This window comes from Pseudomonas sp. SID14000, assembly GCF_002165135.1.
GTDB lineage: Bacteria > Pseudomonadota > Gammaproteobacteria > Pseudomonadales > Pseudomonadaceae > Aquipseudomonas.
In genome coordinates, this window is the sequence record NZ_NFZQ01000015.1 from 25,000 (window position 1) to 38,445 (window position 13,446).

At 64.7% G+C, this 13,446-nt stretch carries 11 protein-coding genes; 4 read left to right on the forward strand and 7 right to left on the reverse strand.

Annotation, left to right across the window (positions count from 1 at the left end):
• Positions 1-73: 73 nt before the first annotated feature.
• The gene (locus tag CAY82_RS21035) at positions 74-1,786 is read left to right on the forward strand and encodes a SulP family inorganic anion transporter (RefSeq protein WP_087502898.1); all 1,713 of its coding nucleotides are present in this window, start codon (positions 74-76) and stop codon (positions 1,784-1,786) included.
• A gap of 89 nt (positions 1,787-1,875) precedes the next feature.
• Here CAY82_RS21035 and CAY82_RS21040 read toward each other — a convergent pair whose 3' ends face one another.
• The 7 genes from CAY82_RS21040 to ycaC all read right to left on the reverse strand — a co-directional run bounded on the left by CAY82_RS21040 (position 1,876) and on the right by ycaC (position 9,550).
• Positions 1,876-2,898 carry a DUF2955 domain-containing protein gene (locus CAY82_RS21040; protein ID WP_087502899.1) on the reverse strand — a complete coding sequence of 341 codons (1,023 nt, stop codon included), beginning with the start codon at positions 2,896-2,898 and terminating at the stop codon, positions 1,876-1,878.
• Positions 2,888-3,985 carry an HlyD family secretion protein gene (locus CAY82_RS21045; RefSeq protein ID WP_087502900.1) on the reverse strand — a complete coding sequence of 366 codons (1,098 nt, stop codon included), beginning with the start codon at positions 3,983-3,985 and terminating at the stop codon, positions 2,888-2,890. Before CAY82_RS21045 ends, CAY82_RS21040 begins: the two co-directional genes overlap by 11 nt.
• Positions 3,982-5,502, reverse strand: coding sequence for an efflux transporter outer membrane subunit (locus tag CAY82_RS21050; protein ID WP_087502901.1), 1,521 nt, complete (start codon positions 5,500-5,502; stop codon positions 3,982-3,984). Before CAY82_RS21050 ends, CAY82_RS21045 begins: the two co-directional genes overlap by 4 nt.
• Positions 5,503-5,515: 13 nt before the next feature.
• Complete coding sequence (locus CAY82_RS21055) at positions 5,516-6,613, reverse strand: AI-2E family transporter (RefSeq protein WP_087502902.1); 1,098 nt, start codon at positions 6,611-6,613, stop codon at positions 5,516-5,518.
• 39 nt (positions 6,614-6,652) lie between these two features.
• Entirely contained in the window at positions 6,653-7,849 is a 1,197-nt protein-coding gene (locus CAY82_RS21060) for a monovalent cation:proton antiporter-2 (CPA2) family protein (protein ID WP_087502903.1), read from the reverse strand.
• 35 nt (positions 7,850-7,884) lie between these two features.
• Positions 7,885-8,703 (reverse strand): polyphosphate kinase 2, encoded by an 819-nt coding sequence (ppk2, locus tag CAY82_RS21065; RefSeq protein ID WP_087502904.1) that lies wholly within the window; start codon positions 8,701-8,703, stop codon positions 7,885-7,887.
• Between the two features lie 226 nt (positions 8,704-8,929).
• Positions 8,930-9,550, reverse strand: a complete 621-nt coding sequence (gene ycaC / locus CAY82_RS21070; RefSeq protein ID WP_010951959.1) for an isochorismate family cysteine hydrolase YcaC — start codon at positions 9,548-9,550, stop codon at positions 8,930-8,932.
• 238 nt (positions 9,551-9,788) lie between these two features.
• Here ycaC and CAY82_RS21075 point away from each other — a divergent pair, with 238 nt between their 5' ends.
• The 3 genes from CAY82_RS21075 to CAY82_RS21085 all read left to right on the forward strand — a co-directional run bounded on the left by CAY82_RS21075 (position 9,789) and on the right by CAY82_RS21085 (position 13,214).
• Entirely contained in the window at positions 9,789-10,178 is a 390-nt protein-coding gene (locus CAY82_RS21075) for a nuclear transport factor 2 family protein (protein ID WP_087502905.1), read from the forward strand.
• A gap of 92 nt (positions 10,179-10,270) precedes the next feature.
• Positions 10,271-11,770, forward strand: a complete 1,500-nt coding sequence (locus CAY82_RS21080; protein WP_087502906.1) for a cytosine permease — start codon at positions 10,271-10,273, stop codon at positions 11,768-11,770.
• A 13-nt stretch (positions 11,771-11,783) separates the two neighbouring features.
• Complete coding sequence (locus tag CAY82_RS21085) at positions 11,784-13,214, forward strand: aldehyde dehydrogenase family protein (RefSeq protein ID WP_087502907.1); 1,431 nt, start codon at positions 11,784-11,786, stop codon at positions 13,212-13,214.
• Positions 13,215-13,446 lie beyond the last annotated feature (232 nt).

Consider the following 13,446-nt stretch of genomic DNA (forward strand, 5'->3'; position numbering starts at 1 on the left):
GATGGGCCGCAAAGCGGCCCCGAAATTCAGCATCTAAGCTGTGATTCAGCACCCTCCCCTGGACGCACGCCCCATGCCCGAAAAAACCCGCCTCGACTGGCAACGCTGGCTCCCCGGTCTGGTCACCCTGCTCCACTATCAACCCGCCTGGCTGCCCAGGGACATCGCCGCCGGCCTGGTGCTCACCACCATGCTGGTGCCGGTGGGCATCGCCTATGCCGAAGCGTCTGGTGTACCCGGCATCTACGGCCTGTACGCGACCATCATCCCGTTGCTGGCCTATGCCCTGTTCGGCCCCAGCCGCATCCTGGTGCTGGGCCCGGACTCGGCGCTGGCCGCACCGATCCTGGCGGTAGTGGTGCAGTACGCCGCCAGCGACCCGCAGCGGGCTATCGCCATCGCCAGCATGATGGCCCTGGTTGCCGGGGCGTTCTGCGTGATCGCCGGTTTGCTGCGCCTGGGTTTCATTACCGAATTGCTGTCCAAGCCGATCCGCTATGGCTACATGAACGGCATCGCCCTCACGGTGCTGATCAGCCAGTTGCCCAAGCTATTCGGTATCAAAGTCGATAGCCAGGGCCCCTTGCGCGACCTTTGGCAATTGGCCGAAGCACTGCTTGCCGGCCAAGGGCACTGGCCAAGCTTCGTGGTCGGCGGCGGCAGCCTGGCGCTGATCCTGCTGCTCAAGCCGTTCAAGCGCTTGCCGGGCATTCTCATTGCGGTGGTACTGGCCACGCTGGCGGTGAGCCTGCTAGGGCTCGACCAGCAGGGTGTGAAAGTGCTCGGCCAGCTGCCCCAAGGCCTGCCAACCTTCGTGTTTCCCTGGGTCACCGACATCGATCTGGTCGAGGTGGTACTGGGTGGTGTTGCCGTGGCGCTGGTGTCATTCGCCGATACCAGCGTGTTGTCGCGCTCCTATGCCGCGCGCATGAAGATGCCGGTCAACCCGAACCAGGAAATGTTCGGCCTGGGCGTGGCCAACCTGGCCTCCGGGTTGTTCCAGGGCATCCCCATCAGCAGCAGCTCGTCACGTACCCCCGTGGCCGAAGCGGCCGGCTCGCAGACCCAGCTCACCGGCATCATCGGTGCGCTGGCGGTAACCCTGTTGCTGCTGGTGGCGCCCAACCTGATGCAATACCTGCCCAACAGTGCCCTGGCGGCGGTGGTGATTGCCGCAGCGCTGGGCCTGTTCGAGTTCGCCGACCTCAAGCGGATCTTCCGCATGCAGCAATGGGAGTTCTGGCTGTCGTTCACCTGCTTCGTCGGTGTGGCGGTATTCGGGGCAATTCCCGGTATCGGCATTGCCGTGGCGATATCAGTGATCGAATTCCTGTGGGACGGCTGGCGGCCGCATCATGCGGTGCTGGGACGGGTGGATGGCACCCGCGGTTACCATGATGTGCAGCGTTATCCACAGGCCCGACGCATTCCGGGGCTGGTGCTGCTGCGTTGGGACGCGCCGCTGTTCTTTGCCAATGCCGAGCAGTTCCAGAGCACGGTGATGGCGGCGGTGGATGCATCGCCTACCCCGGTACAACGGCTGGTGATTGCGGCAGAGCCGGTGACCAGCATCGATATCACCTCGGCGGACATGCTGGCCGAGCTGGACCGGGCGTTGGAGGCGCGGGGGGTGGAGTTGCAGTTTGCCGAGATGAAGGACCCGGTAAAGGACAAGATGCGGCAGTTCGAGTTGTTCGAGCATATGGGAGAGACGGCGTTTCATCCCACTGTGGGTGCGGCGGTGGATGCCTACCTGGAAGAGAGTGGGGTTGACTGGAAGCCTTAGGTTTTCCTGGGCTGGCCTATTCGCGGGTAAACCCGCTCCCACAAGGATTGCGTGATCCCATGGGCAACGCCATACCTGTGGGAGCGGGTTCACCCGCGAAGAAGCCCACGCCGCATCCGCCGCCGGTCGATCCAGATCAGCATGGCGCTGGCGTACACCGACACCGCCAGAAACAGCGCCATGCGCACGGCAAAGGCGCGGTACACATCCTGCCCCCCGGCGCTGTCCTGCACCGACTGCCCCAGCAGGATCAACATGGTCGTCAGGCAACTCACCCAGTACGCCGGGCTTTGCCTGGTATCCACCGCACGGTAGAGCCTGCGCCCCTGCCAAAGCACGAATAGCAGCACCCACAGGAAAAACATCCACAGGTGCACGAACAGGCTCAACGCTCCCCACATCAACATCGCCAACAAACCGGCAAGCAAGGTCGAGCCGATCAGCTCGCGGCTGGCATGACGCGCACGGGTCTCGCCGGCCTGCTGCCCCAGGCTCACTGCCTTCATGATCAGCGGCATGTACTGGTCCGGGGCGATCAACGCCAGCAAAAAGGCCGGCATCACGATCAGCGTGGCACGCAAAGCGACCCAGCTCACCTGGTCACTGTCGAGCAATGGCGGCGCCGGTTGCGCCGGCGCATCGGCCGGTTCGGGAAACAGCACATGCGCCGCCGCCGTGCCCAGCACCGCCAGCAGCATGCCTTTGGCCAGCGCTTCGACCACCGACAGCGCCAGAGTGAAATCGCTGGTGCCAGCGGCAGCGATCATGGTCAGGCCGATCACCAGCAGGTTGGCCAGCAGGCCGTTGCCGCCCTTCAGCGCATAGCGCAAGGTCAGGAAAACCCCCATCCCCACCAGCAACACCCCACTCACCGGGGCATGGCGCAGCAGCGGAATCAGCAGCAGCCCGCTGCCGCAACTTATCAGCACCAGCACCGCCAGGGCCGGTGCCGCACGCAGGGGCAAGGGCTGGCTGCGCATGGCCAGCAACAGCACCGCGAACACTGGTGCCAGGATCGGTACCGGCAGGCCGGTGCCAAAACTCACCGCCAGGCACAGCGCCACACCCCAGGCCAAGCGCAGGGCACGCAGGCGACGCAGCTCAATAGGCATAAGACAGCCAGCTCATCAGCCACATGAACAACCGGCCCAGCAGGTTCAATGGGTTGCCCTCGCTGGGCAGCGCCATGACTTCGGCCTGGCCGCCGACCCGCAAACCGGTCTTGTCCTGCAACTGGTCACGCTCCAGTTCGACGATCACCGGGAAGCGCTGCGCCGAGCGCAGCCACTCGCGGCTGTTCTGCACGGTCGGCAACGTACCCGGCGGGGTACTCTGGCCCACGCTCACGCCGTAGCCGATGCTGCGAATGCGCCCCTTCAACACCGTGCCGGGCAGCGCATCGAGCACTACCAGCACCGGGGTTTCAGGGCGCAGCCGACCGAGGTTGTTCTCGGTCATGTCAGCGCTTATCCACACGTCATGGATGGCGATCAATGTCATCATCGGGCTGCCGGCACCGACATAGTGGCCAACGTCGGTACGCAGGTCGGTGATCAGCCCGTTCGCGTCGGCGCGTACCACGGTGCGCGCCAGGTCCAGGCGGGCTTTTTCCACATTGGCCGCCGCGCTGCGCAGTTGGGCGTTGTCGTCCTGCGCCCCGCCCTGCTGCTCACGGGCCCGCTCCACTTCGGCACGGGCTGCCGCCACCTGGCTGATGGCCTGGTCGCGAGTGGCCTGGGCACCCTCCAGGCGGCGCACCGAGACCGTGCCCGGGTCCTCATCGATCAGGCGCTTGAGCCGCTCGGCGTCCTGCCGCGCCTTGCGCTCGTTGGCCTGGGCCGCCACCAGCGCCGCCTGGGCCGAGTCGATGCCAGCGGTGTGGGCGCCGATCTGTCGGCGTACCGTGTCCAGATCGGCTTCGGCGCGGGCCAGCGCGATGCGGTACTGCTCCTGGTCCAGCTCGAACAGCACATCACCCTTGCTTACCTCCTGGTTGTTGCCCACCGCCACACGCTTTACCTGCCCGGCCACCTCGGCACTCACCGGCACCACGTAGGCCTGCAGGCGGGCCTGCTGGGTGTAGGGCGTGAAGCGGTCCGCCAGCAGGTACCACAGCAGGCTCACGGCAATCAGCAGCAGCACCCAGCGCATGCCGCGATCGGGGGCTGGCGGGGGTGGCGTTGGCGTGGCATCGCTCATTTCGTTTCACCTTGTGCATGTGCGCTGGGGGCTGGCTCGTCGAGCAGTTCGCCCCAGTCGGTGCGTTGCTGCATCTGCTGGCGGGTGGCCGGGTCGATCGGTGCGCGGCTGGCGTCCCAACCGCCACCCAGGGCCTTGTACAGCGTCACCAGGCTGCTGACGGCATTGCCGCGGCTGACCAGGTAACCGTCCTGTTGCTGCAGCAGCAGTTGCTGGGCGTCGAGCACGCGCTGGAAGTCGGCAAAGCCTTCGCGGTACTGCGAGCTGGCCAGGCTCAGCGAGCGCTGCGCGGCCTGCGAGGCCTGGTCGCGGATACTTGCACTCTGCAGCGAGCGCACCAGCCCGCTGGCGGCATCGTCGGCCTCGCGCGCGGCTTCGCGCACGTCCTGGTGATACAGCTCGATCAGTTGCTGCAAGCGGGCATCTTCCACGCGCACGGCGTTCTTGCGCCGGCCATAGTCGAACGGGTTCCAGATCAGGCTGGGCCCGGCGGCGATGTCGAAGGTATCGGGCAGGTGATTGGCCGTGACGAAGCTCCAGCCAATGCTGCCCAGCAGGCTCAGCTGTGGATAAAGATCGGCCTCGGCCACCCCGACCAGCGCCGACTGTGCCGCCACCGCCTGTTCGGCGGCGCGGATGTCCGGGCGGCGCTGCAGCAGGCTGGCAGGCACGTCCTGCAGCACGGCACGGTCCGGCAACGGCAGCTGGCCGTGGCCTGCATCCAGCTGCGGCAGCGGCCCGGGCGGCCTGCCGAGCAGCGAGCACAGCACGTTGCGCAGGGCATTGAGCTGGTTCTGGAACTCGGGGATGGTGGCCTGGGTAGCCAGGTACTGGGTGCGCGCCTGTTGCCAGTCGAGTTCGTCGTTTTCGCCATGCCGGAACAGCCGCTCGGTTATCTCCAGGCTGCGCGCCTGACGGCGGGCGTTTTCCTCGGCGATATCCAGCCGCGCTTCGGCGGTGCGCAGGGCAAAGTAGGTGTCGGCCACCTGCGCACGCAACAGCAGCATGACATCGGCGTAATTGGCCTGGGAGGCAAAGTAGACGGCATCGGCGCTTTCGATGGCGCGGCTGAAACGCCCCCAAAAGTCGATTTCCCAGCCAATGTCGAAGCCCGCGCTGGATTGCCAGAACACCGAGTCGCGAGCGGTAGCGGTGCCAGACTGGTCCTGTTTCAGGTACAGGCTCTGGGCGCGCAGTTGCTGCAGCTGTGGATAACGCCCGCTCTGCACGATGGCCAGCTGGGCGCGGGCTTCGGCAATACGCAGGCCAGCCACGCGCAGGTTGCTGTTATTGGCATCGGCCTCGGTGATCAAGGCATCCAGGGCCGGGTCGGCGAACACGGCCCACCACTGGCGCAGGTCGGGCGCCGCGGCCTGCTGCCCGGCCTGCTCCAGCAGCGGGGTGTTCCAGGTGCTCAGCCACGGGTCCTGCGGCGGCTGGTAATCCGGGCCGACCTGGGTACAGCCCACCAACATGGCAGCCAGGCTGAGTGCACAACTAGAGAAGCGTCCGGGCATGGCGGGCCTTGGCTTACGCCGACGGCTCGACGGGGTTTTCCGGCACCTGCAGCGCCACCCACTGCCAGAACAGTACATAGGTGACGCCAAGGATCACCGGGCCGATGAACAGGCCGATGATGCCTTTGACCACCATGCCGCCCAGTGCCCCGATCAGCACCACCGGCATCGGCACGTCCACCCCGCGCCCCAGCAGCAGCGGCTTGAGCACGTTGTCGGCAAGCCCCGCGACGAAGGAGTAGATGGCGAAGATGATGGTCGCCACGGTAAAGCCTTCGACGTTGAATACGTAGATGATCACCGGCACCGTGATCAACGTGGCCGGTGCCTGGGCAATCCCCAGCATGAGGATGACGATAGCCAGCATCCCGGCTCCCGGTACCCCTTTGATGACAAAGCCGACACCGATCAGCAGCATCTGGATGAAGGCAATGCCGATCACGCCCTGGGCCACCGCGCGAATGGTGGCAGTGCACAGCTTGGCCAGTGGCTTGCCGCGCTCCTCGCCCGACACCCGCATGGCGATGCGCTGCGCCGCGATTTCGCCGCGGTCACCGAACGCCATGATGATGCCCGAGACGATGATCGCCGCGATGAACAACAGGAACGCTCCCCCTGCGCTGGCTGCTGCCCCCAGCACCGTGCGCCCGGCGCCCTTGAGCTGGGGCATCCACTGGTTCAGCACACTGGCCAGGTTTTCCGAAGCGGCCAGCCACAGGGCATGTACCTTCGGCCCGATCAGCGGCCAGGCCGCAACCGAATCAGGCGGCACCGGCACGCTCCAGGCGCCGCTCTTGAGCAATGTCACCAGGCTGTCCACCGATTCGCCGATGGACATCACCACCAGGTAGATCGGCACCAGTAACACGACCAGTACCAGCAGAACGACCAGCGTCGCCGAAAGCCCGTCCTTGAGCCCTGTGCGACGCTGGATGCGGCAATGCAACGGGTACAAGGTCACCGCCAGGATCACCGACCACAGCATCAGCTCCAGGAACGGCTGGAATGTCTGGAAGGCGAATATCACCAGCGCAGCCACCAGGCCGGCCTTGATGAGCACATCGAGCAAGCCCCGCGAGAGGCGGCTGTCCAGCTTGGTACCCGGTTGCATGCTTCACCTCCGAACGTCAGGTGCGCCGTGTGGCGCGATTCAGTGGCCCGTTTCAGCGCTTTCCTGGGCTGGGCTGTCGTCACGCAACTGCCGCGCCAGGGCCATCATTACCAAGGGCACCACCGCCATCGACAAGGTGATGGCAAGCACCAGCAGGTCATGCACCTGCTGCGCCAGCACCTGATGATCGAGCGCCAGCTTGAACACGACAAAGGCAAACTCGCCGCCAGACGCCAGCACCACGCCCAGGCACAGCGCCTGGGCCTGGTTTAGCCCACCGGCCGCGCGTCCCAGGCCATACAGCAGCGGCAGCTTGATGACCACCAACAGCAGGGTCAGCCCCAGCACCAGCAACGGCATGCCGAACAGCAAGCGCAGGTCGGCACTCATCCCCACGCCCACGAAGAACAGCCCCAGCAGCAAACCCTTGATGGGCTCGATCTGGGTTTCCAGTTCATGGCGGAAAGGCGACTCAGCCATCAAGACACCCGCCAGAAATGCCCCCAGCGCCATGGACACACCCACGTGCTCCATCACCCAGGCGGTGCCCAGCACTACCAGCAAGGCAGTAGCGGTCGACAGTTCGAGCAGGCCTGAACCGACTGTCCATCTGAAGACAGGGGTCAGCAGGTAGCGGCCAAAGATGATCAGCACACCTATACCAGCCACCACGGCCAGCACCGGCCAGGCACCTTCGTCGGCGGTACTGACGTCCCCACCGAGCAACGGCACCACGGCAATCAACGGGATCGCGGCAATGTCCTGGAACAACAGGATCGCCACCGCCAGACGGCCATGCGGCTTGCCCAAGTCCTTGCGCTCGGCCAGTACCTGCAGACCAAACGCGGTGGACGACAGTGCCAGGCCCAGGCCCAGCACGATGGCAGCCTGCTTCGATTGGCCGAACAGCCAGTACGCCAGCAAGCCCAGCACTACGGCGCTCAGGCCCACTTGTAGCGAGCCGACGCCAAACAGCGCCCGGCGCATGCTCCACAAACGCCTCGGCGAAAGCTCCAGGCCGATGACGAACAGCAGCATCACCACCCCCATCTCCGACAGGCGTGCCACGTTATCCGGGTTTTTCAGCAGGCCAAGCACCGATGGCCCGATCAGGATGCCCGCCAGCAGATAGCCGGGCACCGCCCCCATTTTCAAGCGCTGCGCCAGCGGTACCAGAAGTACCACGGCCAGCAGGAACACCACCGTCGCCTGCAACAGGCTGCCGTCATGTGGCATAGGCTCGCACCCTCGCTGCTCCCCGCAGGGAAGGATCAGAAACGCTCTTCGACGACTTTGAACGGGTAGTTCACGGCCTTGTATTTGCCGATCTTGCCGCGCTTGGGCAACTTCACCACCTCGTCGCGGGTGATGTCCTTGTAGGGAATGCGCGTCAGCAGATGGCTGATGATGTTCAACCGGGCACGGCGCTTGTCGTTGGAATGGGCCATGAACCACGGTGCCCAGGATGAATCGGAGGCGGCGAACATCTCGTCGCGGGCCCGGGTGTACTCATCCCAGCGGGTGTACGACTTGAGGTCCATCGGCGACAGCTTCCACAGCTTGCGACCATCGTTGATACGATCCTGCAGGCGCCGGGTCTGCTCTTCGGCGCTGACCTCCAGCCAGTACTTGATGAGGATGATCCCCGACTCGACCATCATCTTTTCGAACAGAGGCACCAAGGTGAGAAACTTGCTGCTCTGCTCCTCACTGCAGAAGCCCATCACCCGCTCGACACCGGCGCGGTTGTACCAGCTGCGGTCGAAGATCACTACCTCGCCGGCGGCAGGCAGGTGGCCCAGGTAGCGTTGCACGTACATCTGGGTCTTTTCCCGCTCGGTCGGTGCCGGTAGCGCCACCACACGGAATACTCGCGGGCTGACACGCTCGGTAATGGCCTTGATGGTGCCGCCCTTGCCGGCACCATCGCGGCCTTCGAAGACGATGCACACTTTCAGGCCCTTGGCGACCACCCACTCCTGCAGCTTCACCAGTTCCACATGCAGCTGCTTGAGTTCCTTCTCATAGGCCTTGCCGCCCAGTTTTTCCGGCTGGTCCTTGGGGGCTTTCTTCCTGGACGACTTCGACATGGCACTCTCCTGAGGGCGAATGAAGAGTCAGTATGGTCGATCCATGGCAGTTTGCCGCTTCGCTTGTGGATCTCGCAGGCTTGCTTCTATCTCATTGATTCTGCGGGTGCTGATGGGTATTCCGGGGAGGGTGTGGCGGGTTTACCCGCGAAGACGTCGGTAGCTTCGATGACGCATTCGCGGGTGAACCCGCTACCCCAAGGTACTCGGTGCCTTCGAGGCCGGATTACTTGGCCAGCTTGTTGTAGCTGGTCATCAGGTTGCGGTAGTCCGGAATATGGTTGGAGAACAGGGTCCCCAGCCCTTCGATGTCATTGCGCCAGTCCCGGTGCAGCTCGCAGGCCACGCCGAACCAGGTCATCAACTGCGCCCCGGCCGCCTCCATGCGCCGCCAGGCCGAATCACGGGTCAGTTCGTTGAAGGTGCCGGAGGCATCGGTGACGACGAATACCTCGAAGCCCTCTTCCAGCGCCGACAGTGCCGGGAAGGCCACGCACACTTCTGTCACCACACCGGCGATCAGCAGCTGCTTCTTGCCGGTGGCTTTGACGGCCTTGACGAAATCCTCGTTGTCCCAGGCGTTGATGTTGCCAGGGCGGGCTATGTAGGGGGCGTCGGGGAACTGCTCTTTCAGTTCGGGCACCAGAGGGCCGTTGGGGCCGGTTTCGAAACTGGTGGTGAGAATGGTCGGCAGCTTGAAGTACTTGGCCAGGTCCGACAGGGCCAGAACGTTGTTCTTGAAGCGGTCGGGGTCGATGTCCCTTACCAGCGAAAGCAGGCCGGTCTGGTGGTCGACCAGCAGCACGGCAGCGTTGTTCTTGTCCAGACGCTTGTATTGGAAGGCCATGATGGTTCTCCTTGCTTCAGCAGGTTGGGAGTATCAGCGTAGGCAAGGATGAGGGCTGGGGGGGACCGTCAGTCGGTTAGCTCGTTGTTGGCTGTAGCGGTCCGCTCCCACAGTAAGGAAAGCGCAGCCATCACTTCACAAATTCCTGAACTGATTATTTGCCCGCAGCGATTTTTCCCCTCGGCAACCGCCACCAGAATCGCTTCACCACAATCACAAAAAACGTGAGGCCACTCCCGTGGACCAGACACTCCAGGTTCGGCAAGCCGCCGCCGACCTCGTTGCCGCATTCGCCAGCAACGATACCGCCCGCTATTTCGCCTGTTTCAGCGAAGACGCCACCTTCCTTTTCCACACCCTGCCGCAACCACTGCTGTCGCGCCGTGCCTACGAGCAACTCTGGGCCCAGTGGCAGGCCGAGGGTTTTGCCGTGCTCGCCTGCGAATCGGGAAATGCCCAGGTGAGCCTGCAAGGTGATGTGGCGATCTTCATGCACGATGTAGCCACGCACATCCGCATAGCCGGCGAAGAACACCAGTTGAGCGAGCGCGAGACCATCGTGTTCCGCCGCCACGGCGAACAGTGGCTGGCTTGCCACGAGCACCTGTCGGTCGTATCGCAGGCCTGATCTCTTTTTTGCGGCCCTGCCGCACTGCCATCGCACCCACAAGAAGGCCCGCGCACTGCGTCGGCCCACAACAACCGCGCTGGAGCATCACCATGAGCCACTCGACCGGTATCGAGACCAACGGCGTCGAACAGATCCCCGACGATCAACGCGACGCCTCCCCGCTGGACCTGTTCCGCCTGATCTTCGGCGGCGCCAATACCTTCGCCACGGCCGTGCTGGGCAGCTTCCCGGTGCTGTTCGGGCTGTCGTTCCAGGCCGGCGTGTGGGCGATCCTGCTCGGCGTCGGTGTGGGCGCGCTGATCCTCGCGCCCATGGGCCTGTTCGGTGCGCTCAATGGCACCAACAACGCGGTGTCGTCGGGCGCGCACTTTGGCGTGCACGGGCGCATCGTCGGTTCGTTCCTGTCGCTGCTCACCGCGGTGGCGTTCTTCTCGCTGTCGGTGTGGAGCTCGGGCGACGCCCTGGTCGGCGGCGCCAAGCGCCTGGCCGGCCTGCCGGAAACCGACCTGACCCTGGGCCTGGCCTACGGCCTGTTCGCGGTGCTGGTGCTGGTGGTATGCATCTTCGGCTTCCGCTTCATGCTTTGGGTCAACAAGATTGCGGTGTGGGCCTCGAGCCTGCTGTTCCTGCTGGGCATCGCCGCCTTTTCCGGGCCGTTCGATGCCGGTTACGCAGGCAGCGTCAACCTTGGCCAGGCAGGCTTCTGGGCGGCCTTCGTCGGCGCGGCGATCCTGGCCATGAGCAACCCGGTATCGTTCGGTGCATTCCTCGGCGACTGGTCGCGCTACATCCCGCGCGAAACATCCAAGGCGCGCATCATGCTGGCGGTGATCGCGGCCCAGGGCGCAACCCTGATCCCGTTCCTGTTCGGCCTGTGCACCGCCACGCTTGTGGCCACCCAGGCACCGGACTACATCGCCGCCAACAATTACGTCGGGGGCCTGCTGGCGGTGGCGCCAAGCTGGTTCTTCCTGCCGGTGTGCCTGATTGCAGTGATCGGCGGCATGTCCACCGGCACCACCGCGCTGTATGGCACCGGCCTGGACATGTCCAGCGTGTTCCCACACCTGCTCAGCCGCGCCGGCGCCACACTGCTGATCGGCGTGCTGGCAATCGGCTTCATCTTCATTGGCCGATTCACCTTCAACCTGGTGCAAAGCGTGTCGACCTTCGCCGTGCTGATCATCACCTGCACCAGCCCATGGATGGTGATCATGATCCTCGGCCTGATCACCCGCCGCGGCTTCTACCATGCCGACGACCTGCAGGTGTTCACCCGCGGCCAGCGTGGCGGCCACTACTGGTTCCTGCATGGCTGGAACTGGCGCGGCATGGGGGCGTGGATCCCCAGCGCGGCGGTCGGCCTGTGCTTCGTCAACCTGCCAGGGCAGTTCGTCGGCCCGCTGGGCGACCTGGCCGGCGGCATCGACCTGAGCCTGCCGGTAACCCTGGGACTGGCCGGCGTGCTGTACCTGCTGCTGCTCAACCTGTTCCCCGAACCTGCTGGCGTGTATGGCCCCCAAGGCCCGCGTTGGGTGCCTTGCAAAAGCGCCGCGCACACGCCGGTATCCACTGCCGAAATGGCCTGACTGGAAACCGACCATGACCACTTCCCACTACATTGCCGGCCGCTGGGTCGAAGGCCAGGGCAGCGACTGCATCAGCGTCAATGACCCGGCTCTTGGGCAACCGTTTGCCGAACTGATGGCTGCCAGCGTCGCCCAGGTAGACCAGGCGGTGACCGCTGCCCGTGGCGCCCTGCCAGCCTGGAAAAACACCAGCGCCAGCGAACGCGCCAACTACCTGCATGGCTTTGCCGAACAGCTCGGGCAGCGCCGTGAAGCGCTGATCACCTTGCAGATGCGCAACAACGGCAAGCCACGTCACGAGGCACAAATCGACCTGGACGACGCCATCGCCACCTTCAGCTACTACGCCGAACTGGCCGAGCAACTGCCCTCGAAAAACCGCGATGTGCCGTTGGCTGCGCCGGGTTTCAGCGCTCGCACCCGCCTGGAACCGGTGGGCGTGGTCGGCCTGATCGTGCCGTGGAACTTCCCGCTGGTGACCAGCGCCTGGAAGCTCGCCCCGGCCCTGGCCGCCGGTTGCACCGTGGTGCTCAAACCATCGGAAGTCACCCCGCTGATCGAACAGGCCTACGGCCAGATCGCCGATGCCCTGGGGCTGCCGGCCGGGGTGTTGAACATCGTCAACGGCAAGGCCGAGACCGGCGCCGCACTGAGCAACCACAATGGCCTGGACAAGCTGTCGTTCACCGGCAGCAATAGTGTTGGCAGCCAGGTAATGCGCAGCGCTTCGGCGCAGTGCCGGCCGGTCACGCTGGAGCTGGGTGGCAAGTCGGCGATCGTGGTGTTCGATGATTGCGATGTCGACCAAGCGGTGGAGTGGATCGTTGCCGGTATCACCTGGAACGCCGGGCAAATGTGCTCGGCCACTTCACGGTTGCTGGTGCAGGACGGCATTGCCGATGCGCTGCTGCCGCGCTTGCAGGCAGCATTGGAAAACCTGCGGGTCGGTAATCCGTTGACCGAAGAGGTCGACATGGGGCCGCTGACCAGCCAGGCGCAGTGGCTGAAGGTGGCCGGCTACTTTGCCACAGCGCGGGAAGAAGGCCTGCAGTGCCTGGCCGGTGGCAAGGCGTTGGACCGGGATGGCTGGTTCGTCAGCCCGACGCTGTATGCCGATGTGCCGAAAGACAGCCGCCTGTGGACCGAGGAAATATTTGGCCCGGTGCTGTGCGCGCGTCGCTTTGCGACCGAGGAACAGGCGATTGCCGAGGCCAACGATAGCCGCTTCGGGCTGGTGGCTACGGTGTGCTCCGCCGATCTGGAGCGCGCCGAGCGGGTGGCCGATGCGCTGGAGGTTGGCCATGTGTGGATCAACTCGGTGCAGGCGGTGTTCGTCGAGACCTCGTGGGGTGGCACCAAGGGTAGCGGGATCGGACGTGAGCTGGGGCCTTGGGGGTTGTCGGCCTACCAGTCGGTCAAGCATGTGACGCGGTGTTTGGGCTAGGGGTTCGTCGAGATGCTTTCAGCGTCTGTTAGACCGAGCGCCGCCCGCGCGGCGCTTCGCGGGACAAGCCCGCTCCCACATCTGTTTCGGGCCAGTCAATCCTGTGAGGTCACCTCTGTCCGCCTTGTTGGCCTAGCTTGGATCTGAGGTGGACGCTGCCGCCGCACCACTAGTCTCCAGCCTTGCATCAAGGCTGCAACCCACCTCTCACAGGATTCATTGGCCCGAAACA

Coding starts and splice junctions, on each gene's coding strand:
- CAY82_RS21035 (WP_087502898.1), top strand. CDS start 74: ATGCCCGAAAAAACCCGCCTCGACTGGCAACGCTGGCTCCCCGGTCTG.
- CAY82_RS21040 (WP_087502899.1), bottom strand. CDS start 2,898: ATGCCTATTGAGCTGCGTCGCCTGCGTGCCCTGCGCTTGGCCTGGGGT.
- CAY82_RS21045 (WP_087502900.1), bottom strand. CDS start 3,985: ATGAGCGATGCCACGCCAACGCCACCCCCGCCAGCCCCCGATCGCGGC.
- CAY82_RS21050 (WP_087502901.1), bottom strand. CDS start 5,502: ATGCCCGGACGCTTCTCTAGTTGTGCACTCAGCCTGGCTGCCATGTTG.
- CAY82_RS21055 (WP_087502902.1), bottom strand. CDS start 6,613: ATGCAACCGGGTACCAAGCTGGACAGCCGCCTCTCGCGGGGCTTGCTC.
- CAY82_RS21060 (WP_087502903.1), bottom strand. CDS start 7,849: ATGCCACATGACGGCAGCCTGTTGCAGGCGACGGTGGTGTTCCTGCTG.
- ppk2 (WP_087502904.1), bottom strand. CDS start 8,703: ATGTCGAAGTCGTCCAGGAAGAAAGCCCCCAAGGACCAGCCGGAAAAA.
- ycaC (WP_010951959.1), bottom strand. CDS start 9,550: ATGGCCTTCCAATACAAGCGTCTGGACAAGAACAACGCTGCCGTGCTG.
- CAY82_RS21080 (WP_087502906.1), top strand. CDS start 10,271: ATGAGCCACTCGACCGGTATCGAGACCAACGGCGTCGAACAGATCCCC.
- CAY82_RS21085 (WP_087502907.1), top strand. CDS start 11,784: ATGACCACTTCCCACTACATTGCCGGCCGCTGGGTCGAAGGCCAGGGC.